The 22,747-nt window shown below is 28.7% G+C and carries 26 protein-coding genes; 23 read left to right on the top strand and 3 right to left on the bottom strand.

The window, feature by feature from the left end; genetic code table 11:
- Positions 1 to 116 precede the first annotated feature (116 nt).
- From ACYUE0_RS09145 to ACYUE0_RS09100, 10 genes are all read left to right on the top strand, one after another.
- The gene (locus tag ACYUE0_RS09145) at positions 117 to 842 is read left to right on the top strand and encodes a ZIP family metal transporter (protein ID WP_460270292.1); all 726 of its coding nucleotides are present in this window, start codon (positions 117 to 119) and stop codon (positions 840 to 842) included.
- Between the two features lie 52 nt (positions 843 to 894).
- On the top strand, positions 895 to 1,947 hold the full coding sequence (locus ACYUE0_RS09140; protein WP_199869298.1) for an L-threonylcarbamoyladenylate synthase: 1,053 nt from the start codon (positions 895 to 897) through the stop codon (positions 1,945 to 1,947).
- 42 nt (positions 1,948 to 1,989) lie between these two features.
- Positions 1,990 to 2,442 (top strand): low molecular weight protein arginine phosphatase, encoded by a 453-nt coding sequence (locus tag ACYUE0_RS09135; protein WP_460270291.1) that lies wholly within the window; start codon positions 1,990 to 1,992, stop codon positions 2,440 to 2,442.
- A gap of 39 nt (positions 2,443 to 2,481) precedes the next feature.
- Positions 2,482 to 2,931 (top strand): ribose 5-phosphate isomerase B, encoded by a 450-nt coding sequence (rpiB, locus tag ACYUE0_RS09130; RefSeq protein ID WP_199869300.1) that lies wholly within the window; start codon positions 2,482 to 2,484, stop codon positions 2,929 to 2,931.
- Positions 2,932 to 2,943: 12 nt separating this feature from the next.
- Complete coding sequence (gene upp / locus ACYUE0_RS09125) at positions 2,944 to 3,573, top strand: uracil phosphoribosyltransferase (RefSeq protein ID WP_061994090.1); 630 nt, start codon at positions 2,944 to 2,946, stop codon at positions 3,571 to 3,573.
- 167 nt (positions 3,574 to 3,740) lie between these two features.
- A complete protein-coding gene (locus ACYUE0_RS09120; RefSeq protein WP_460270290.1) occupies positions 3,741 to 5,330 on the top strand; it encodes an ABC transporter substrate-binding protein in 1,590 nt (529 codons plus the stop codon).
- Positions 5,331 to 5,399: 69 nt separating this feature from the next.
- The gene (locus ACYUE0_RS09115) at positions 5,400 to 6,359 is read left to right on the top strand and encodes an ABC transporter permease (protein ID WP_460270289.1); all 960 of its coding nucleotides are present in this window, start codon (positions 5,400 to 5,402) and stop codon (positions 6,357 to 6,359) included.
- 85 nt (positions 6,360 to 6,444) lie between these two features.
- Entirely contained in the window at positions 6,445 to 7,071 is a 627-nt protein-coding gene (locus tag ACYUE0_RS09110) for an IS607 family transposase (RefSeq protein WP_460270288.1), read from the top strand.
- Positions 7,049 to 8,182, top strand: a complete 1,134-nt coding sequence (locus ACYUE0_RS09105) for an RNA-guided endonuclease InsQ/TnpB family protein (protein WP_460270287.1) — start codon at positions 7,049 to 7,051, stop codon at positions 8,180 to 8,182. The genes ACYUE0_RS09110 and ACYUE0_RS09105 overlap by 23 nt, the downstream gene beginning before the upstream one ends.
- Positions 8,183 to 8,359: 177 nt before the next feature.
- The gene (locus tag ACYUE0_RS09100) at positions 8,360 to 9,205 is read left to right on the top strand and encodes an ABC transporter permease (RefSeq protein WP_460270286.1); all 846 of its coding nucleotides are present in this window, start codon (positions 8,360 to 8,362) and stop codon (positions 9,203 to 9,205) included.
- A gap of 67 nt (positions 9,206 to 9,272) precedes the next feature.
- On the opposite strand, the gene ACYUE0_RS09095 is transcribed toward ACYUE0_RS09100, so the two are convergent.
- A complete protein-coding gene (locus ACYUE0_RS09095; RefSeq protein ID WP_199870642.1) occupies positions 9,273 to 9,728 on the bottom strand; it encodes a MarR family transcriptional regulator in 456 nt (151 codons plus the stop codon).
- Between the two features lie 402 nt (positions 9,729 to 10,130).
- Here ACYUE0_RS09095 and ACYUE0_RS09090 point away from each other — a divergent pair, with 402 nt between their 5' ends.
- On the top strand, positions 10,131 to 10,820 hold the full coding sequence (locus tag ACYUE0_RS09090) for a radical SAM protein (protein ID WP_460270285.1): 690 nt from the start codon (positions 10,131 to 10,133) through the stop codon (positions 10,818 to 10,820).
- A 47-nt stretch (positions 10,821 to 10,867) separates the two neighbouring features.
- Here ACYUE0_RS09090 and ACYUE0_RS09085 read toward each other — a convergent pair whose 3' ends face one another.
- Together ACYUE0_RS09085 and ACYUE0_RS09080 are read right to left on the bottom strand one after the other, a co-directional pair.
- Positions 10,868 to 11,416 (bottom strand): NADH peroxidase, encoded by a 549-nt coding sequence (locus tag ACYUE0_RS09085; protein WP_061996164.1) that lies wholly within the window; start codon positions 11,414 to 11,416, stop codon positions 10,868 to 10,870.
- Between the two features lie 155 nt (positions 11,417 to 11,571).
- A complete protein-coding gene (locus ACYUE0_RS09080; protein ID WP_460270284.1) occupies positions 11,572 to 12,273 on the bottom strand; it encodes a Crp/Fnr family transcriptional regulator in 702 nt (233 codons plus the stop codon).
- A gap of 482 nt (positions 12,274 to 12,755) precedes the next feature.
- On the opposite strand from ACYUE0_RS09080, the gene ACYUE0_RS09075 reads away from it, so the two are divergent.
- The 12 genes from ACYUE0_RS09075 (at position 12,756) to ACYUE0_RS09020 (ending at position 22,678) form a co-directional block, all read left to right on the top strand.
- Positions 12,756 to 13,244: a deoxycytidylate deaminase gene (locus ACYUE0_RS09075; RefSeq protein ID WP_061996162.1), complete on the top strand. Its 489-nt coding sequence runs from the start codon at positions 12,756 to 12,758 to the stop codon at positions 13,242 to 13,244.
- A 22-nt stretch (positions 13,245 to 13,266) separates the two neighbouring features.
- Positions 13,267 to 14,301, top strand: coding sequence for a glycosyltransferase family 4 protein (locus ACYUE0_RS09070; protein ID WP_460270283.1), 1,035 nt, complete (start codon positions 13,267 to 13,269; stop codon positions 14,299 to 14,301).
- Between the two features lie 847 nt (positions 14,302 to 15,148).
- Positions 15,149 to 15,514, top strand: coding sequence for an ATP synthase subunit I (locus tag ACYUE0_RS09065; RefSeq protein ID WP_061996160.1), 366 nt, complete (start codon positions 15,149 to 15,151; stop codon positions 15,512 to 15,514).
- A 17-nt stretch (positions 15,515 to 15,531) separates the two neighbouring features.
- Positions 15,532 to 16,212 (top strand): F0F1 ATP synthase subunit A, encoded by a 681-nt coding sequence (locus ACYUE0_RS09060; protein ID WP_199870648.1) that lies wholly within the window; start codon positions 15,532 to 15,534, stop codon positions 16,210 to 16,212.
- A 30-nt stretch (positions 16,213 to 16,242) separates the two neighbouring features.
- Positions 16,243 to 16,485 (top strand): ATP synthase F0 subunit C, encoded by a 243-nt coding sequence (gene atpE, locus ACYUE0_RS09055; RefSeq protein WP_010293792.1) that lies wholly within the window; start codon positions 16,243 to 16,245, stop codon positions 16,483 to 16,485.
- A gap of 64 nt (positions 16,486 to 16,549) precedes the next feature.
- Positions 16,550 to 17,029 carry a F0F1 ATP synthase subunit B gene (locus ACYUE0_RS09050; protein WP_199870650.1) on the top strand — a complete coding sequence of 160 codons (480 nt, stop codon included), beginning with the start codon at positions 16,550 to 16,552 and terminating at the stop codon, positions 17,027 to 17,029.
- 1 nt (position 17,030) lies between these two features.
- On the top strand, positions 17,031 to 17,819 hold the full coding sequence (locus ACYUE0_RS09045) for a F0F1 ATP synthase subunit delta (protein WP_061996157.1): 789 nt from the start codon (positions 17,031 to 17,033) through the stop codon (positions 17,817 to 17,819).
- A gap of 92 nt (positions 17,820 to 17,911) precedes the next feature.
- Entirely contained in the window at positions 17,912 to 19,426 is a 1,515-nt protein-coding gene (gene atpA, locus ACYUE0_RS09040) for a F0F1 ATP synthase subunit alpha (protein ID WP_199870652.1), read from the top strand.
- Positions 19,427 to 19,436: 10 nt separating this feature from the next.
- Positions 19,437 to 20,288 (top strand): ATP synthase F1 subunit gamma, encoded by an 852-nt coding sequence (atpG, locus tag ACYUE0_RS09035; RefSeq protein ID WP_460270282.1) that lies wholly within the window; start codon positions 19,437 to 19,439, stop codon positions 20,286 to 20,288.
- Positions 20,289 to 20,312: 24 nt separating this feature from the next.
- Entirely contained in the window at positions 20,313 to 21,707 is a 1,395-nt protein-coding gene (gene atpD, locus ACYUE0_RS09030; RefSeq protein ID WP_061996154.1) for a F0F1 ATP synthase subunit beta, read from the top strand.
- 197 nt (positions 21,708 to 21,904) lie between these two features.
- Entirely contained in the window at positions 21,905 to 22,297 is a 393-nt protein-coding gene (locus ACYUE0_RS09025; protein ID WP_061996153.1) for a F0F1 ATP synthase subunit epsilon, read from the top strand.
- A gap of 180 nt (positions 22,298 to 22,477) precedes the next feature.
- A complete protein-coding gene (locus ACYUE0_RS09020; RefSeq protein WP_061996152.1) occupies positions 22,478 to 22,678 on the top strand; it encodes a hypothetical protein in 201 nt (66 codons plus the stop codon).
- Positions 22,679 to 22,747: the final 69 nt, after the last annotated feature.

Raw genomic sequence — 22,747 nt, 5'->3', positions numbered from 1 at the left:
CATTGATTATGTAGGGAGTCAAACTTAAAGTTAAGTTTATCATTCAAAATTTTCTAATGATAAAGTTATAAAATAAAGTTTTATACCTTATAATTTGTAATGAGTGAGGGATTTTTATGGGAACTATAATTTATATAGGTATATTTTCAGCATTAATATCTGTATTAGGAACACTAATAGGAGCTTCAATAGGTGTTTTATTGAAAAAACCATCTAAAAAATTAATGGGAAGTATTTTAGGCTTTGCTACCGGAATAATGATTGCGATAATATTTTTAGAACTAATTCCAGAGGCCATAAAATATAATGGTTTTGGAATTACGTTAATATATATTCTTTTAGGAATAATAGTAATTTTAATTACTGATGTATTAAGTCAAAAGATAAATGAAAAAAGAGATTCTCATTTAAAAGTTGCTTTTTTATTGGCTTTGGCGATGATGTTACATAATTTTCCAGAAGGACTTATAATGGGATTTGGTTTTTTAAAAGAAAGTAATTTAGGAATGAAAATGGCTATTTTAATATCTATACATGATATACCAGAAGGCTTAGCTATTGCTACACCTTTAGTTGTATCAGGGGTTAAACCAAGTAAAATATTAAGATATGCATTTTGGGTTGCATTTCCAACAATGATAGGTGCGTGGCTAGGAATAGTATTAGGTACAATATCGCCGCTAATTTTAGGTGGATGTATAGCTTTTGCCAGTGGTGTTATGATATATGTAGTCTTTGGTCAAATGATGTTGGAAACAAATGAGTTAACTGATGGATTTACAGCAGGAATAACTACAATTTTAGGTATAATTATAGGATTTATAATGTTAAATACTATTTAAAACATTATGATAAATTAAAATCATTAAATAGATAAAAAATAGAGGTGTTTTTATGGAAACAAAAGTTGCAAGATTAACAGAAGAAAATTTAGATCATGTTATATTGGAAGAAGCTGGACAAGTAATAAAAGAAGGTGGATTAGTAGTTTTCCCAACAGAAACAGTTTATGGATTAGGTGCAAATGCCTTAGATGAAGAAGCTGTAAAAAAAATATTTTTAGCAAAAGGAAGACCACAAGATAATCCTTTAATAATCCATGTTGCAGATTTTGATATAGAAAAGTATGTAAAAGAAATACCAGCTGCAGCAAAAGAGATTATAAATAAGTTTTGGCCAGGCCCAATAACATTAATTTTAGAAAAAAAAGATATAATACCAGGAGTTACAAGTGCGAATTTATCTACAGTAGGGGTAAGAATGCCTAGCAATAAAGTCGCTTTAGAACTTATAAAAGCCTCTAATACCCCTATAGCAGCACCATCTGCAAACATATCAGGAAGACCAAGTCCAACAGATTTAGAAAGTTGTATTGAAGATTTAAATGGCAAGGTAGAATATATATTAGGTGGGAATGAAAGTGAAGTAGGTATAGAATCTACTATAGTTGATTGTACTTCTGAACCACTATGCATATTAAGACCAGGTGGAATAACATTAGAAATGTTGAAAGAGATAGATAAGGATGTTTATATAGATCCATCGGTATGTTCAAAACCAAAGGAAGATTTTAAGCCAAAAGCGCCAGGAATGAAGTATCGTCACTATGCACCAAAAGCTCCTGTGAAAATTTTTAAAGGAGAAATTAAAAAAACTATTGCAAAAATTAACGAAATGATGTTAAATTATATAGAAAATGAAAAAAAGGTAGGAATCATAGCAACAGATGAAACTATGGAAAAATATAATGGTGGATTAGTAAAAACTTTAGGTAGTAGAGATAGTTTAAATGATGTTGCAAAACATTTATTTAGAGTTTTAAGAAGCTTTGATTCTGAAGATGTGGATGTTATATTTTGTGAAGCCTTTGATGAAACTGGAGTTGGTTTAGCTATAATGAATAGATTAAACAAAAGCGCAGGCTTTGACATTATAGAAATTAAATAAAAAAATATAGTTTGAATAAATATTGAAAGGAGAAGGATAATAATGAAGATATTGTTTATATGTACTGGTAACACCTGTAGGAGCAATATGGCGGAAGCATTGTTTAATTATCATTGCAAGCTTAAAAATGTATCTGCAATTTCAGCAGGCTTATTTATTAATCCTTCTTCTAAAACCTCTTTTAATACAGGGTTTGTATTAAAAGATAAGTATGACATAGATATATTGAACAGAAAGCCAGTACAATTAAATATGGAAATTATGAAGCAATCACATTTAGTCTTAACAATGACTAAATATATGAAAACTTACATATTAAATGAAGAGCCTAGCTTTAAGGACAAGGTATTCACATTTAATGAGTATTTAGGTAAAAGTGATGATATCATCGATCCTTTTGGTGGTGACGTTGATATGTATTTAAAGACTTTTAACCAGTTAGAAGAAAATATTCTATTGCTTATTGATAATTTAAAAAAAGATACTAGTAATTAACTGATATCTTTTTTTTTATATAATTTGGAGGTGTTCAATTTGAGAATTGCATTAGGCAGTGATCATGGTGGATTAAACTTGAAAAAAGAAATAATACTACATTTAGAGAAAAAGGGATATGAAATAAAAGATTTCGGAACATATACTGAAGACTCTTGTGATTATCCAGATTTTGCGTTACAGGTTGCAGAATCAGTAGTGAAAAAGGAATTCGATTTTGGAATTTTAGTATGTGGTACAGGAATAGGAATTAGTATAACAGCTAATAAAGTACCGGGAATTAGGGCAGCGCTTTGTAGTGATACTTTCAGTGCACATGCAACAAGAGAACATAATAATGCTAATATATTAGCTTTAGGTGAGCGCGTAGTTGGAAAAGGTCTTGCATTAGACATAGTAGATACTTTTTTAAATGCAGAATTTCAAGGCGACCGTCATCAAAAGAGAATAGATAAAATTACTAAAATAGAAGAAAAATATTCAAAATAGGGGGAACAAATAATGAGTAAAGTAACAATAATAACACATCCATTAGTACAACATAAATTAGCAATAATAAGAGATAAAAATACAGGGGCTAAAGATTTTAGAGAATTAGTTGAAGAGGTAGCTATGCTTATGGCATATGAAGTTACTCGTGATATGCAAGTTGAAGATGTAGAAATAGAAACTCCTATATGCAAAACAACTTGTAAAATGCTTTCAGGTAAAAAGATGGCTATAGTACCAATATTAAGAGCAGGTCTTGGAATGGTTGATGGTATGTTGAAATTAATACCAGCAGCAAAAGTTGGTCATATAGGAATGTATAGAGATGAAGAAACATTACAACCAGTAGAATATTTCTGTAAATTACCTCAAGATATTGAAGAGAGAGAAGTAATAGTTACAGATCCAATGCTTGCAACAGGTGGTTCAGCAATTGATGCAATATGTGCTCTAAAAAGTAGAGGAGCTAAAAGTATTAGATTAATGTGTTTAGTATCTTCACCAGAGGGAGTAAAAGCAGTTCAAAATGTACACCCAGATGTAGATATATATCTTGCAGGTTTAGATGAGAAATTAAATGAGGATGGCTACATAGTTCCGGGATTAGGCGATGCCGGAGATAGATTATTCGGAACAAAATAAGTTATTAAAATGATAAGTAGAACCTATCTACTTATCATTTTTTATTTGAAAAACAAATAGATAAATATTAATTATAATAAATTTACATAATTGTTACAAATGCTCAAATTCTGTGCTATTCTCTATTAAGACTATTTACAAAATAAGTTAAATAAGGGGAGATTTTTATGAAGAGCAAAAGATTTTTATGTTTTGCATTATCAGCTTTTTTAACATTAGGGCTTGTAGGCTGTGGCAATAAAAATTCAGTTAACACAAAAGGGGATTCAGCAAAAACAGAACAAACACAAATAAAAGATGGAGGAACAATGATATTTTCATCATCTACTGATCCAACATCTTTAAATCCATTTTTTCAACAAAACAGGGTAACATATACTATAAATAGAGCACTGTTTGATCCATTATTTGTAATAGATAAGGATGAAACAAGATATTATCTAGCAGATTCTATGGAAGTATCAGAAGATAAACTTACATATAAGATAAAATTAAAAGACAATTTAAAATGGCATGACGGAGAAAAAATAACAGCAGAAGATTTAATATATACTGTTAATGTTGCTAAAGATGAAAAACAAGGAATAGAAGATAGAGAAGTTTTTATAGTAGATGGTAAGGAAGTTGAAATGAAAAAGGTTGATGATTTAACAGTTGAATTTAAGTTACCTCAACCGTATGCACCATTTGATGCAGGAATAGGTTCTTTGAAAATAATTCCAAAACATGTATTTGAAGGGGAAGCAGATTTAGCAAAATCAGAAAAAAATAATAATCCAGTTGGTTCTGGTCCATTTAAATTTAAAGAGTGGAAAAAAGGAGAAATGGTTACATTAGAGAGATTTGATGATTATTATAGTGGAAAACCACATTTAGATAGTGTAGTTTATAGAATAATACCAGACGCTAATACATCTAGAGTTGCCTTTGAGAATGGTGAAATTTCAGCATCTTATTTAACAGAAGAAAGATATGAAAAATTTTCTCAAGATTCTAAATTTAATACTTTAAAATTTGAAGAAGGTATGTTGAATTACTTGGTATTTAATGAGAAAAATGAAAATTTAAAGAAAAAAGAAGTAAGACAAGCTATATGCTATGCCTTAAATAAAGAAGAATTATTGAAAACTATGTTTAAAAATTTAGATAACACTCAAAAAGCATACTCAATTTTAACGCCAAATACTAAATATTATAGTGACGACGTTGAAAAATATGATAATAATATAGAAAAAGCTAAAGAACTTATGAAAAGTGCTGGAGTAGATAAAATAAAAATTAATTTTCAATATATAGAGGGTGATGACAATTTAGTTATGATGATTAAGCAACAATTAGAAGCTATAGGAATAGAAATTGACCCTCAAAAACTTGATAAAAATACATTCTTTGCTAAAATGTTTGGTGAAGTAGAAAGAGATTATGACATAATTTATAATGGATATGTTATGGGAAATGACCCAGATGGCTATTCAAGTGCATTTACTTCAGATGGAGAGATGAATGCTCAACTATATGAAAATAAAGAATTAGATGAATTATGGAAACAAGGTGCAAAAGAAGTTGATGAAGCTAAAAGAAAAGAAATATATATAAAAATTCAAAAGACACTAGCAGAAGATGCAGTTGTTTATCCTATTGAATATTCAAAGTCTTTAATAGGGGTAGATGCTAAGTTTGGTGGAATTGAAGAAGCTAAATTAGTGCCTATATATATGTTTGAAGATTTATCAAAAATTTATATGAAACAAGAATAAAATAATAAACTAGGCTCATTTACCTTTTTATATGATACATTAGGTTTTTGAGCCTTTTTTAGTGAGGAAGTGAAATTTTTGAAGAAAAAAATTTTAAAAAGAGTTACTCAAGCAATACCTATGTTGTTTTTCATATCTTTTATATCATTTATGCTTATGAACTTAGCACCTGGTGACCCAGCGCAAGGTTTTATAACAGCTAGAATGTCAAAAGAACAAGCTGATTTAATAAGAGCAAGTTTAGGACTAGATCAACCGGTGATGATAAGATACTTTTCTTGGCTTAAAACAATATTAAATGGAGATTTAGGATATTCATTAATAACAAAACAGCCAGTAATTAGCGAAATTGCCTCAAGAATATTGCCAACACTAGGTCTTATGGGAGCATCACTTGTTTTATCGGTAACAATATCTATTCCATTAGGATTATATACAGCATTACATAAAAATAAGTTATTAGATAATATAGTAAATTTTTTTAGTTACATTGCTATATCAATACCAAGTTTTTGGTTTTCTATGATATTAATAACTATATTTTCTTTAAAGCTTAGGTGGTTACCAAGTGTTGGGATGAGGACTATTGGTATAGAATCTGCATGGGATATAATAAAACATGGAATACTTCCTACTGTTGTTCTTAGTTTTTCAAGTACAGCAGTTTTAACTAAATATGTAAAATCTAGTACAATAGGTCAACTTAAAGAGGATTATATAACTACTGCTATGGCAAAAGGATTGCCACGTAATAAAGTTTTATTTAAACATGTTATGAAAAACTCTCTTTTACCAATAGTAACAATACTAGGTATGAGCTTACCATCGCTAGTATCTGGTGCTTTTATAACTGAAACAGTTTTTGGATGGCCAGGAATGGGAAGACTTGGTGTAAATTCTATTCAAGCGTTAGATTATCCAATGATTATGGCTATGACTATGTTAACATCAATAATGGTTCTTATAGGTAATCTGCTGGCAGATATATGTTATCTTATTATAGATCCAAGAATGCGTAGAGGTGAATAACTGTTAAAGTAAACCTATAAATATGTATAAAAAAATACTGTTATTTTATAGATGTAGTTGTATAATTTAATTGAGGTGATAAAGTATGAAATACTACTCAATAGGAGAATTTGCAACTCAAATAGGTAAAACAATTCAAACTCTTAGAAATTGGGATAAAAATGGAACACTAAAACCATCACATATAACAGCAGGAGGAACAAGATATTATTCACAAGAACAACTTAATCACTTCTTAGGTTTAAAATCAGAAGTGCAACTAAGTAAAAAGACAATTGGTTATTGTAGGGTTAGTTCTCATAAACAAAAAGATGATTTAGCAAGACAGATAGAAAATGTTAAGACATATATGTACGCTAAAGGTTATCAATTTGAAATCATACAAGACATAGGAAGTGGGATTAACTATAATAAAAAAGGTCTTAATCAATTAATAGATATGATTACCAATTCAGAAGTAGATAAAATAGTAGTTCTTTACAAAGATAGACTAATCAGATTTGGATATGAGCTAATCGAAAATCTATGTAATAAGTACGGAACAACTATTGAAGTCATTGATAATACTGAAAAATCAGAAGAACAAGAATTGGTTGAAGACTTAATTCAAATAGTAACTGTCTTTAGTTGTAGATTACAAGGTAAAAGAGCTGATAAAGCGAAGAAAATGATTAAGGAGTTGTTAGAAAGTGATTCTAGCCAAGAAAGTTAGACTATATCCAACTAAAGAACAGGAACAAAAGTTATGGCAATCAGTTGGTACTGCAAGATTTATATATAATTGGACACTTGCAAAACAACAAGAAAATTATAAAAATGGTGGTAAATTTATTTCTGATAATGTTTTGAGAAAAGAGATAACTATCTTAAAGAAAACAGAACTTAATTGGCTTAATGAAGTATCCAACAATGTAGCAAAACAGGCGGTTAAAGATGCTTGTGATGCTTATAAGAGATTTTTTAACGGTTTATCAGATAAGCCAAGATTTAAAAGTAGAAGAAAGTGTAAACCATCATTTTATAATGATACTTCAAAGCTTAAAATTAAAGACAATATAGTATTAATTGAAAAAGTAGGTTGGATTACTATAAGGAAAAACTCAATACCTATGAATTGTAAATATACTAATCCAAGGATAAGTTTTGATGGAAAGTATTGGTTTATAGCAGTTGGTATTGAAAAAGAAAAACTATTAGTAGAACTAACTAATGAAAGTATAGGCATAGATGTTGGAGTCAAGGACTTAGCTATATGCTCCAATGGAATGACTTTTAAAAATATAAATAAAACTAAAGAAGTTAAAAGACTTAAAAAAGTTTTGAAAAGAAAGCAAAGGAAAATTAGTCGAAAATATGAAATAAATAAGATTGAAAGTGAGGTGAAAAGCCGTTGTCAATTCAAAAAAACTAATAATATTATAAAACTTGAAAAAGAAATCAAATTACTTCATAGAAGATTAGCAAATATAAGAAGTAATCATATTCACCAAGCAACGAATATGATAGTGAGAACCAAGCCATCAAGAGTTGTTATGGAAACACTTAATATCAAAAATATGATGAAAAATCGTCATTTATCAAAAGCTATTGCAGAGCAATCATTATATGATTTTAAAGTTAAGATGAAATATAAATGTGCAATATATGGAATAGAATTTGTAGAAGCTGATAAGTGGTTTCCATCCAGTAAAACTTGTAGTAAGTGTGGCGCTATCAAGAAAGATTTAAAGCTAAAGGATAGAGTTTATCAATGTTCTTGTGGACTAAAGATAGACAGAGATTTTAATGCTTCAATCAATCTCTCAAGATATAAATTAGCATAATATCACTTAAAAGATAATGCTAATATGTAGGATTCGTTGTATCCGAATTTAAGCCTTTGGACTGTCATATCAAATGAGAGTAGTAAATGAATTTATTCATTGCAAAATCAGACAGGGTGAATAAGGAATTAAACAAGATTTATAGATCTTTATAGATTTTTGGCAACGGTGATAGGGATGTTTAGTAATGGATGTAAGGAAAGATTAAAAAGAGAGTTTCAAAAAAATAAATTAGCCAAATTTTCTTTGATAGCATTACTTATTATAGTAATATGCTCAATATTTATATTTTTAAGTCCCTATGATGCTAATAGAATAGAATTGGTTCAAAAATTTGAAGGGCCAACTTTGAAACATATATTTGGAACTGATGAGTTAGGAAGGGACTATTTTACTAGGGCTATGTATGGCACAAGAGTATCGTTAGTAGTTGGAATAATGTCTATGATAGTATCAGTATTTATTGGGACTTTAGTTGGAGCTTTAAGTGGATTAATAGGGGGAAAAGTAGACTCTATAATTATGAGGTTTATAGATATGCTTATGAGCATACCATTATTCTTTTTACTTTTAATTGCAAATGCTTATTTAAGACCTAGTGTAATAAATATAATAATAATAATAGGTGTATTTGGCTGGATGGGTATAGCGAGAATTGTCCGTTCAGAAGCATTATCTATAAAAGAACGAGATTATGTGTTATGTTCTAAGGCTTTAGGTGCTTCGAATAAAGATATATTAAAAAGGCATATTATACCTAATGTGCTTTCTACAGTAATAGTAGCATCAAGTATAAACGTAGCAGATGCAATATTAACAGAATCTGCTCTTAGTTTCTTAGGGCTCGGTGTTCAACAACCAATGTCATCCTTAGGAAGTATGTTACAACAGGCACAGTCAAGAATGGGAGATCAAATATATTTGGCGTTGTTTCCAGGATTATTGATATTAATTATAGTAATGAGTTTTAATGTATTAGGTGATATTTTTAGGATGGGATTAGAGCCTGAAAGTAATAATTAATAAAAAAGTACTTTAAAATAATTCTTATTTTAAAGTACTTTTTAGTATTATTATAAGTTATAAATAATTATTTTTCTCTAGATTTAACATCACATAAAATGTTCTTTATGCTGTTTAAATGATAAATCATATCTTCTATTTCGTTTTCTGTAAAAGAAGATAAATTTTCCTTAATTTTACAAATAGTTAAATTCTTTTGATTTTCAACAAAACTTTCACCTTTGCTAGTTAATTGTATATTATAAATTCTTCTATCGTCGTTATCAACAATCTTATAAACTAAATCTAAGTTTATAAGATTGTTGATTATTGGTGTCAAATTGCACTTGTTGATACATAGTTTTTTAGATATATTAGACATTGTTAAAACTCCAAAAGTATCTAAAAGGCATAATATATTTTTATGAGAATTAGGAAGACAATGATTTTCTTCTAAGTCATCTATTTTACCAAAATTTTTCATAAAAATAGGAAAAATTGAAAGTATACCTTCCGCAAAAGCTGTAAGATTTTTATCATCCATTACAATTACTCCTAACTTTTATTTTTAAAAAGCATCATAAATTTATTAAATTTTGTATCAATTTATATTGTGACTGTTATATTGTGAAATGTCAATAAATTTTACAAAAAATTACAAAAATCGAGTGATTAAAAAATGATTATAAATTTTTACAAAGAGTTATAAACAGTAAATATGAATTTTATCAACATATTTGTGTATAAAGTTATATTTGATTGTTTATAATTTATAAGATTTTTTATAAGTTTTATAAGTGATATAATTATAGGGTTCAAAGTTGATTGTTGAAATTCTTTATTGCAAAGTTTGAATCCCTATAATATTTAGTTTCCTAATAGAAAAATAATAAAAAATTATTAAGATAACAATAATAAATACTAAAGAAAAGATGGAGTGATAGTTGTGGATAGGTATAATTTAATAAAAGGAAAAAATGAAAGAGAGATTGTTCTTTTAAAGGGGAGCCCATGTGTATGGGGAAGGTGTACTTTCTGTGATTATATACATGATAACGATGAAAATGAAAAAGAAATGATTGAGTTAAATAAGACAGTTCTTAAAAACGTTACTGGTGAATTAAAAGCATTGGAAGTAATAAATTCAGGAAGTGTATTTGAACTTCCAAAAGAAACTTTAAATGATATAAAAAAAATAGTGGAAGAGAAGGATATAAAAAAACTGTTTTTTGAAAGTCATTGGAGTTATAGATATAGATTGGATGAAATTAGAGAGTTTTTTAATGTACCTATAATATTTAAATGTGGAATTGAAACTTTTGACAATTATTTTAGAAATAAAGTTTTAAAAAAAGGTGCTATTTTTAGTGGACCTAAAGAGGTTAGAAAGTATTTTGAGTCCATATGTCTTTTGGTAGGCATACAAGGGCAAACAAAAGAAATGATAGATAAAGATATTGAGTATCTTTTAAAATATTTTTCAAAAGGGTGTGTAAATATATTCATTGAAAATACTACTGATATAAAAAGAGATGAAAAGCTTATAGGGTGGTTTCAAGAAAAATATAGTTATTTACAAAATGATTCTAGAGTAGAAGTTCTCTTTGAAAACACAGATTTTGGTGTAGGAGAATAAGAAAAAACAGTTTTAAGTAATGTTACTTAAAACTGTTTTATTATATATTATTTTCCAAAATATCTGTTTAATAATCCGTTAAAAGCAGCACCGTGTCTAGCTTCATCTTTACACATTTCATGAACTGTATCATGAATTGCATCTAGGTTTAATTTTTTAGCAAGTGTAGCTAAATCCTTTTTACCTTGACATGCTCCGTGTTCAGCATCAACTCTAGCTTGTAAGTTTGCTTTTGTATCAGCAGCTACAACTTCTCCTAATATTTCAGCAAATTTAGCAGCATGTTCAGCTTCTTCAAAAGCTATTCTTTTATAAGCTTCAGCAACTTCTGGATAGCCTTCTCTATCGGCTTGACGACTCATAGCTAAGTACATACCAACTTCAGTACATTCTCCCATAAAGTTAGCTCTTAATCCTTCTACAACTTCAGCATCTATATCTTTAGCAATTCCTATTCTGTGTTCATCAGCCCAAGCCATTCCATCTTCACATTTTTCTATAAATTTATCAGCTGGAGCTTTACAAATAGGGCAAAACTCTGGAGCTGAATCTCCTTCGTGAATATATCCACACACAGTACAAACAAATTTTTTCATAATAAAAACCCTCCTAAAACTTAAATAATATTTTTAAAGTAATATATTTTTATTTATAATTTTTTTCCAAATTCCTTATGATATTATTATATATCATTGGAAAGTAATTATCAATAGAAAATCATTATTTTTATTAAAATTTTTAGAAATATCTTTTAAATTCCTAATATATACTTAATTTCTTCTAAATTTAATATTTCAATAGATTTTCTATCAAAATTAATTATACCCTCATTTTTCATATTTATTAATTCTCTAGATAAAGAAGGGCGCTGGACTCCTAAATGTTCAGAAAGTATTTTTTTAGACATGTTTAATGAAAGCTTTAAGCTATCTTGTTTTTCATATTCTTCCATTATAAAAAAACAAATTTTCTGTCTTAAATTTTCTAATGAAAGGATTGTAACTTTTTTATTTAACATTAGTATTTTAGAAGATAGCACTTCCATAAAATTTCTTAAAATAGTTTGATTTAAGCTACACATCAATAACACATCTTCTTTTGAAAAATAAATAATCTCAGTATTTTTATAAGCTACAACTGTTGAGGGATAATTGTGTTCTTTGGAAAATAGTATAGCTTCACCAAAAGCATTTCCAGGATAAAGCGTGCTAAGAGAAACTACTTTACCATTAGAATAATGCTTTTGAATTTCAACTCTACCAGACAAAACAATAGCTAAACTATTGCAAGGCTCTCCTTCTAGAGCTATGACGCAATTTTTACATTTTAAACAATTTTTACATTTATCATATATTGTGTAATTCAAATTTTTAATTAGATTTATAATGTCATCCTCTGATAGACTCTTGAAAAGAATAGACTTTTTTAAAACTTTTGCATAAAAATTTATCATATAATCATTCCTAACTGTAGTATTAGATATTATAAATAAGAAAAATATCATTATTGTTACAAAACATTATTCTAAATTTTAATTTATAATTAAGTCTAGAATTTATATCCCTATAATAAGAAAATGTAATATAACAAAGATATAAAAGTCAAGAAAATGAAATTTTGTTAACTTATTATTTATAGAATCATAATAAATTATGTGCTTTCAGAGTTATTTTTATAAGGTTTCAATTTATATTCTCTGAAAGTAAAAAAATTTAAGATTAAAGACAACTATATATTAGGGGATAGTGGTTAGTTGCAAATGGATAGTGAAATTTAATATATAAGTTAAATTTAGACGCTGTACACTTATAATTAACGATATTATTTGCTTACTATTTTTTTATTCTATATAATAGAAAGGAATGATAAATGATAAAGTAAATTTTACAGTAGAAAAATCAGGTTATAAACAGTGATTAAAAGAGAGGTTAATGTATGAACAGAATAGATAAACATAATTACTACTTAGATATATGTGAAACTGTTTTAGAAAGAGGAACTTGTTTAAGAAGAAATTTTGCAGCGATAATAGTTAAAAATGATGAAATAATGGCAACAGGCTATACTGGTGCTCCTAGAGGTAGAAAAAATTGCAGTGATATAGGCCATTGCAAAAGAGAAGAGTTGAATGTTCCAAGAGGAACAAGGTATGAAATTTGTAGGTCTGTCCATGCAGAACAAAATGCAATAATATCAGCAAGAAGACATGATATGATAGGATCTACTTTATATTTAGTTGGAAAAGAATATAATACAGGCGAGTTAGTGAAAAATGCATCTCCATGCACTCTTTGCAAAAGATTTATAATAAATGCTGGTATAGAAAATGTTATAATAAGAGACACAAATACTTTTTACAGAGAAGTTGAAGTTAAAGAGTGGATAGAAAATGACGATTCTTTAACTGATGATATTTCTTACTAAAAACGAAGTAGGAAGGTTAATTATGAATAAAGTTTTTTTATTAATGGTTTTAACTGCTATAATTTCAGCATGGATAACTCCTATTGTAAAAAAGATAGCTATAAAATTTGGGGCAATTGATGTTCCAGACGATGACAGAAGAATACATAAAAAACCTATACCTCGTATGGGAGGAGTAGCTATATATATAGCCTTCATTTTAGGAGTAATAATAAACAAAGAACAATTTTCCATGGATGATTTGGGACTTATATTAGGTGCTAGTGTAATTGTTTTAGGTGGAGTTATAGATGATATTAGAGAATTAAGACCTAAATACAAATTGATTTTTCAAGTTATAGCAGCTATTATACTTGTAGCCTTTGGGTTGAGGGTAAATTTTGTGACTAATCCACTATATATAGGTGAAGATTATATCAATTTAGGATTTATAGGAATACCATTAACTATTATTTGGGTTATTGGGATTACAAATGCATTTAATTTAATAGATGGATTAGATGGTCTTGCTGCTGGTGTTGGTATAATATCGTCATTAACTCTAATGATAGTATCTTTCATAAATGGAAGAGTGGATGCGGTGTTTTTAACAGCTATATTAGCAGGCTCTATAATGGGATTTTTACCATATAATTTCAATCCAGCAAGTATATTTATGGGGGATACAGGATCTCAATTGTTAGGTTTTTTACTTGCTGCAATATCTATAAATGGAGCTATAAAATCTGCTACAGCATTGGTCATAGCTGTTCCTTTGTTAGCATTGGGACTTCCTATATATGATACATTGTTTGCAGTTATAAGAAGAAAGGCTAGTGGAAAACCTATAATGCAAGGTGATAATGGACATCTTCATCATAGATTGCTAGCTTTGGGGTTAAGTCAAAAACAAGCTGTAATAATAATATATTTAATAAATGCTATACTTGGAGGCATTGCAATAATAGCTATGCAATTAAGCAATAAAAAGTCTTATTTTTTACTTGCTACAGTTGTTATTATTATTACTTTTATAGCTTGGAAAGTTGGATTATTAAAAGAAGATAAAAATAATTAAGGTTTGAAATAAAATATCTAATTTAAATGCATCTTAAAATATTTAAGGTGTATTTTATTATTTTGAAATGGATCTTAAAAAAATATGTGTTTTATTAAAAAGAAGAATATTTCAATGAAGTTAGTGAAAAAATAATTAAAAGAGGCAATATTCATTGTTGTTGGTGTAAAAAAATGAGAAATGTAAAGAAGAAAACGATTTACTTCCATGAGAACTGTGAATTTAAATTTTTCAATTAACTCCAAATCAATGATTTGATTAGGGCTAATGTATGAATTAATAAAAAAATATTATTTCATACATAAATGCCTATGTCGTAAAAAGTAGAAAAAGGTCATATTATTTCATGCTAGGCAAATCAATGTTTCATAAAGATGAGTCTAGATTCATAAAAACATTGACAATAGATGGAATAATGTTTAATATAACAAATAGTGACTTTATTCATAAAAAACAATTCAAAATACAGAAAATACAGAAAAGTAAATATTTATAATTTACTAAAAAATGAAATTTTGAATAAAATTTCTTTCAAAATTACGAGTGTAAAATATACATTTGTCATTAATAGTGAATAATAAATAAAAAAGTTATTCATAACCATTTATTCATTTTGTAAAAAAAAATTTAATAAGTTAAAAAAATGAATTAGAGTTCTGAGAAATATTTAATACTGTAGTAAAAGTGAGATAAAAAGAGTAAAACACATTAAAAAATAAATATTTTCAAACAACTAAGGTACACTATTAAATATCAAGGAATACAGTGAAATTAGCTTGTTTATTTATATGAGCACCAGGCATATAATCTTATAATGTAATTAAAATATTGAAACGAGGAAATGAAGTTGCATAAAGAAAATAAGTTGCTTTTAAAAAGTATATTTAAATATGATTTATTATTATTAATAACAGTAACTATAATAGGGTACTTTATAATAGGTGAAAGGATTTTATTTTTTGCATCAGGACTATCTATAGCATTTATAAATTTAGTTATAAACACAGTTTCATTAAATAAATTTCTATCAGAAGATAATAGCAATATACAAAGTGTACTTATAATTAGCAAACTTATTAGGGTAATAATAGTAGTAATAATATCTATACTTATTATTAAGAATACAACAATTGGTTTTATTCTATTTATAGTGGGCTATAGCTTACAGTTTATTTCTTTTATATTATATGGTAATAAGTATAAGAACAAATAAAAGAAAGGGGTGTTATTATGGAAGAAGTTTTACCGATAGTTACCTATAATATTTTTGGATTCCCAATAGATATTACAATGAGCATGGTAGTTCAGTGGGTCATTATAGGTATAGCTTTAATTTTAGGAATTTTATATAAAGCTAATATGAAAAAAATTCCTGGAAAAATCCAAGCGGCAGTTGAGGTTGCAGTTTTAAAAATCAACAGCATTGTCCTAGAAAACATGGGGGAAGGCAAAGAAGGGTTTGCGCCATATATATTTGCATTAGCTATATATATACTTTCATTAAATATGGTAGGTATGTTTGGCATAAAACCACCAACATCAGAATTGAGTGTAACCTTTGGATTAGCAGCAATTACTTTCTTCGTTATACAAATTTATACTATTAAGAAAAATGGAATCTTAGGATACTTTAAAGGGTATGCAAGACCAATACCAGTGTTACTTCCAATAAATATAGTTGAAAGAATAATGCTACCAGTATCATTAAGTTTAAGACTTTTTGGTAATGTATTTGCAGGAACTGTAATTATAGATCTTATATATAGTGCACTAGGTAAATTAGGTTTTGTAGCGACTATAGGTATACCAATACCGTTCCATTTTTACTTCGATTTATTTGATGGAGCAGTACAAACATTAATATTTGTAATGTTAACAATGATAAATATCAAAACAATATCAGAACACTAAAACATATGAATTTTAAGGAGGATTATTATTATGGAATCAGGAGCATTTATCGCAGGAATGTCAGCATTAGGAGCAGGAATAGCAGCACTATCAGTTATAGGTGGAGGTATAGGAACAGGAAATGCAGCAGGAAAAGCTGTTGAGTCTATAGCAAAGCAACCAGATGCTAGTGGTAAAATAATGAACGCATTAATAGTTGGTGCAGCGTTCTCAGAAGTTACAGCAATATATGGTTTCCTTATAGCATTATTATTAGTATTTAAAGTAGGCTAATATACTGACAAAAAAATAGGAAGGGTAGGTGAAAATCCTAACTATTTAAACGTTAGGATAGCATATGGATATAAATCCAAGTGTGATTGCGGCAGCGATTATTAATTTTTTTATATTCTTTCTAATAATTAAAAAGTTTATATATAAGCCAACAATGGCTATGGTTGATGGCAGAAGAGACGAAGTAGAAACAGCGTTAAATCATGCTAAGTCAGAAGAAGCTAAAATTGAAAGCTTAAGAATAGAACAAGAAGAAAGAATTAAAGAATACAAAGATGAAGGACAAAAATTAGTTGACGCTTATAAAGAGAAGGCTGAAAGAGTTTCAGTGGATATAATAGCTGAAGCTAAGAAAGAATGTGATGTTTTACGTTCTAGAACTAAGCAAGAAATTGCTAGAGAAAAACGTAAAGCTGAGGATGAAATGAAAACACAAGTTGTTGATTTATCATTAAACTTAGCAGAAAAAGCATTAGAAAAGAAAATTGATGAGGATGAACATAGAAGACTTATTGATGAGTTTATTTCTAAGGTAGGTAATTAATATGTATGAATTTCTTGACAGAAGATACGCACAGGCTTTATATGACGTTTGCGAAAAGGCTGGAATTTTAGAAGAAACTCTAGAGGATTTAAATAGCATTGTAGAGAGTATGGAGCAAAGCGAAGAACTAATGAAAATAATAGAGCATCCTCAGATACACCGAGCTGAAAAAAAGGCAATATTTAAAAGGCTTTTTGAAGATCAAGTTAGTCCTGAACTATTAGGTTTTTTAATTCTTTTAATAGATAAAGATAGAATTTTATATCTAAAAGAAAAATATAATCAATTTAGGTTAATTTACTTTGAACGTCATAATATGTTAGAAGCTAAAGTAAAGACTACAATTCCACTAATAGATGAACAAAGAGAAGCTTTAAAAGTAAAATTAAAAAACAAATACAAAAAAGATATTATACTTTTAGAAGAAATTGATGAAAGTTTGTTAGGTGGAATGGTCGTAAAAATTGGTGATGATGTTATTGATGGCTCTATAAAAAGAAGAATGGAATCTATGAAGCAACTAATGCAAGAAAGAAAAGACATTAAAGTAGATGTTAGTGAAAAATTCAAACCATTAGTTGCTAAAGTTAAAACTGTTCAACCATTAAATGAAGAACAGAAAGAGCAAATAATAAAGAAGCTAAAAAACTATTATAATAGAGAATTTATAATAGAAGAAAGCATAGATAAAAAAATCTTAGGTGGAGTTTATATAACTGTTGGTGATGATGTTATAGATGTAACAGTAAAAGGTAAACTTATAGAACTAAGAAGAAACATGAATGGCTAAATAGCAAATTTACCATAAAGATAAATACTATGAAGATAGCAAGAATTTATAAAATTTATAAAGGCATCTTTATACAGGATTGAGGTGAGAATATGCATATAAAACCAGGAGAAATAACGTCTATACTAAAAAAAGAATTAGAGAAGTATGAAAATAAAATAAATACTGTAGACGCAGGAACAATTATCCAAATAGGTGATGGAATAGCTAGAGTTTATGGTTTAGATGATTGTCTTGAAGGTGAACTTTTAGAATTTCCAAACAATGTTTATGGAATGGCTTTAAACCTAGAACAAGACAACGTAGGTTGTGTTTTGCTTGGGTCAGAAGAGGGCATAAAAGAAGGAGATATAGTAAATAGAACTGGAAGAGTAGTTGAAGTTCCAGTTGGAGCTGATTTACTAGGAAGAGTAGTTGATCCATTAGGAAATCCAATAGATGGAAAAGGTCCAATAAATGCAGAAGCTCATAGACCAGTTGAGGTTAATGCACCAGGAGTTATTGAACGTCAATCAGTAAAGCAACCTATGCAAACTGGAATAAAGGCAATTGACACAATGATTCCAATAGGAAAAGGACAAAGAGAGTTAATAATTGGAGATAGACAAACAGGTAAAACAGCATTAGCTTTAGATTCTATCTTAAATCAAAGAGGAAAAGATGTAATTTGTATATATGTAGCTATAGGACAAAAACAGTCAACAGTAGCACATATTGTTAATACATTAGAAGAAATGGGAGCTTTAGATTATACAATAGTTGTATCAGCTAGCGCTTCTGAATCAGCACCATTACAATACTTAGCACCATTTGCTGGTTGTAGTATGGGTGAACACTTTATGCATCAAGGAAAAGACGTATTAATAGTATATGATGACTTATCTAAACACGCAGTAGCTTATAGAACAATGTCATTATTACTTCGTAGACCACCAGGAAGAGAAGCATACCCAGGAGATGTTTTCTATCTTCATTCAAGATTACTTGAAAGAGCAGCAAAACTTTCTGATAAATTAGGTGCAGGTTCATTAACGGCGCTTCCTATAATTGAAACATTAGCTGGAGATGTAACTGCATATATACCAACAAATGTAATATCAATTACAGATGGACAGATATTCTTAGAAGCGGATTTATTCCATTCAGGACAAAGACCAGCAGTTAATGCAGGTATATCTGTTTCAAGGGTTGGTGGAAGTGCTCAAATTAAAGCTATGAAACAAGTAACTGGTACTTTAAGAATAGAACTTGCTCAATACAGAGAACTTGCATCTTTTGCACAGTTTGGATCTGACCTTGATAAGGATACTAAAAAAAGACTTGAAAAAGGTAAGAGATTAATAGAAATATTAAAACAAGATCAATATGTACCAATGGCTGTTGAAGATCAAATAATGATTCTATATGCTGGAGTAAATGAACATATAATGGATATACCAGTATCTAAAATAAGATTATTTGAAAAGCAATTCTTAGAGTTTATGAATACTTATCATAAAGAAGTTCCTGATCTAATTAAAGAAAGAAAACAATTAGATAGTGAAATAGAAGGAAAGCTTGTAGAGGGCATAAAGGAGTTTAAACAAAAATTTTTAGTAGAACTATAGAGGTGAGAAAATGGGCGCAGCAGGACTTGTTGAGATAAAGAGAAGAATTAAGTCTATAAATAATACCAAGAAAATAACAAAGGCATTAGGCTTAGTTTCTACCTCAAAATTAAGAAAAGTTAGGGAAAAATTATCTTCAAATAATGATTATTTTAAGCAATGTGAAGATGTATTTGCAGAAGTAGTTAATAGTTATGAAGAGGAAAATATTTATACCAAAAGTAATAAAAGTTCCAAGAAGTTATATATTGTGCTTACCTCCGATATGGGTTTATGTGGCTCCTTTAACAGTTCTATGATTTCTCATGTTGCAGAAATTACTCGAAATGATAGAGAAAATGCTCTTATTTTAATGGTGGGAGAGAAAGGAAGATCGTTTGCTAGAAGATACAAACTAGAGACTATGGCTGAGTATATAGAAGTTGGCGATCTTCCAACTACTAAAGAAGCTTCTACTGTGTATAATGATGCATTTGAAATGTTTAGAAAAGGTGAAGTTTCAGAAGTGAATATTGTTTATGCAAAATTTATTTCTCAATTAAAGAAGCAAATTGAAGTTGAACAATTATTACCTATAGATAAGAGTAAATTTAGTAATATTGAATCAAAAGCAGAATTTGAAAATGGGTCAGATATATTATTTGATAATGTAGTAAATTTATATTTTACAAGTAAAATATTAAATTCTATGATTCATGCAAAATGTAGTGAACAAAGTTACAGAATGGAAGCTATGGAAGGTGCTACAAAAAATTCTGATGATTTGTTAGAAAAACTTAACTTGAAATATAATAGAATAAGACAGAGTGCTATAACACAGGAAATTTCGGAAATAGTAGGTGGAGCAGAAGCACAAAACTAGAATTAGTTAGATTGGAGGGATAATATGTCACAAAAAATAGGAACCGTTGTACAAATTATAGGACCGGTTATAGATATAAAGTTTGAAGCGGGTTCACTTCCAAATATATACAATGCTATAGAGATAAAAATGGATGGAAGAACTATAATAGCTGAAGTAGAACAACATATAGGTGATGATATAGTAAGAACAATTGCTATGGAAAACACTGAAGGATTAAAAAGAGGACTTAAAGCTGTAGATACTGGAAAAGGAATACAAGTACCAGTAGGAGATTCAGTTTTAGGAAGATTATTTAATGTATTAGGAAAACCTATAGATGAAGAAGGTAACTTTGAAGCACAAAACCTGTATACAATTCACAGATCAGCACCTTCATTTGAAGAGCAATCAGTGGAACCAGAAGTATTTGAAACAGGAATAAAAGTAATAGATCTTTTAGCGCCATATCAGCGTGGTGGAAAAATAGGTCTATTTGGTGGAGCTGGAGTTGGTAAAACAGTTTTAATCCAAGAGCTTATAAATAACATAGCTAAGCAACATGGAGGACTTTCTGTATTTACTGGAGTTGGAGAAAGAACAAGAGAAGGTAATGACCTTTATCATGAAATGAAAGAATCAGGAGTTATAGACAAAACAGCTCTTGTATTTGGTCAGATGAATGAGTCTCCAGGAGCTAGAATGAGAGTTGCTCTAACAGGACTTACAATGTCAGAGTATTTTAGAGATCAAGGTCAAGATGTGTTATTATTCATAGATAACATATTTAGATTTACCCAAGCGGGATCTGAGGTATCAGCATTGCTTGGAAGAATACCAAGTGCCGTTGGATACCAACCAACACTTGCAACAGAAATGGGAGCATTACAAGAAAGAATAACTTCTACTAAAAATGGTTCTATAACATCTGTTCAAGCTGTTTACGTTCCAGCAGACGATTTAACAGACCCAGCGCCAGCAACTACGTTTGCTCACTTAGATGCAACTACAGTTTTATCAAGAGCTATAGTTGAGTTGGGTATATACCCAGCAGTTGATCCTTTAGAATCATCATCAAGAATGCTAGATCCAAGAATTATAGGAGAAGATCATTATGGTGTAGCAACTAAAGTTAAACACATATTAGAAAGATATAAAGAGTTACAAGATATTATAGCAATATTAGGTGTAGACGAACTTTCTGATGAAGATAAGATAGTAGTTAGTAGAGCGAGAAAAGTACAAAGATTCTTATCTCAACCTTTTACAGTTGGTGAGCAATTTACTGGAATAAAAGGAAAATATGTACCATTAAAAGAAACTATAAAAGGGTTCAAAGAGATATTAGAAGGTAAGCATGATGCTCTTCCAGAAGCGGCATTTTTATTTGTTGGAACAATAGAAGAAGCTATAGAAAAAGCTAAAACTTTATCAGAATAAATTCTATATAATTATGGTCAATATTTATAGAAAGGATTCCGTCCAAAAGCAATGAAGTATTGATTAGTACCTGTTAAAGCGGGGAGTTTAAGCCTTTGGAAAGTCAGACCATTCATTTTATTTATATAATAAGATGGACTTGATGAATTAGGAAGTAAGATGATTAAATTTTAACATTTTACAATGACGGTTATATTATGGAAAATAGTTTTAAGCTTATAATAGTAACCCCAGATAAAGAGCTTTATAATGGTAATGTTGTAAAGTTAAGCTCAGAAAGTAGTGATGGTAAATTTGGTATATTACCAAATCATATGGCTATGGTATCCGAGGTTATTCCAACTATAGTTAACTTTCAAGATGTAAATGGTAAAGAATATAAGTGTTTTACATCAAGTGGAGTTATTAAAGTTAGAAAGAATGAAGTAACTATTTTATGTAATGCTGCTGAGTGGCCTGAAGATATAGATAAGAAAAGGGCTGAATCGGCTAAGAAAAGAGCAGAAGATAGACTTAAAAATAAAAATGAAATAGATGTAAAAAGAGCTGAATTAGCTCTTAAAAGATCATTATTAAGATTGAATTTATAAAGATATCGCCTTTAAATAATTTTAAAGGCGATATTTTTTTTCAATAAATAGAAAAAGTGGAATAATAACTTAACAAATATTAAGGATAAAGTAAATACTTTATAAGCATAATAACAATATAATTTAATAAAAAAGTTAATTTTATTATAAATAATTGTATTATGTTAGGAGGAATAAAAAATGAATAATAGAACTGAAAATCCAAATGAAAATATTAGAATATCAGATGCATCAAAAATAAATTTAGTTAATCAATACAATCAAACTGTCAAAACATTTAAAAATAATACAGTTAATATAGAGGGAAAAGAGTATTTGCAATTAGACAAAGCATTAGAAACTTTAAAAGAAGTAGCTCCATTTTCATCTATGTTTACATAAAAATAATGCTATCTTGATTAAAGGTAGCATTATTTTTAGATATATATATTGTAAAAAAACCACTAATAT

The sequence above is a fragment of the Clostridium sp. CTA-19 genome (genome assembly GCF_054767855.1).
The sequence above is the reverse complement of the archived record's forward strand: the minus strand, read 5'-3'. Positions and strand labels throughout refer to the sequence as shown.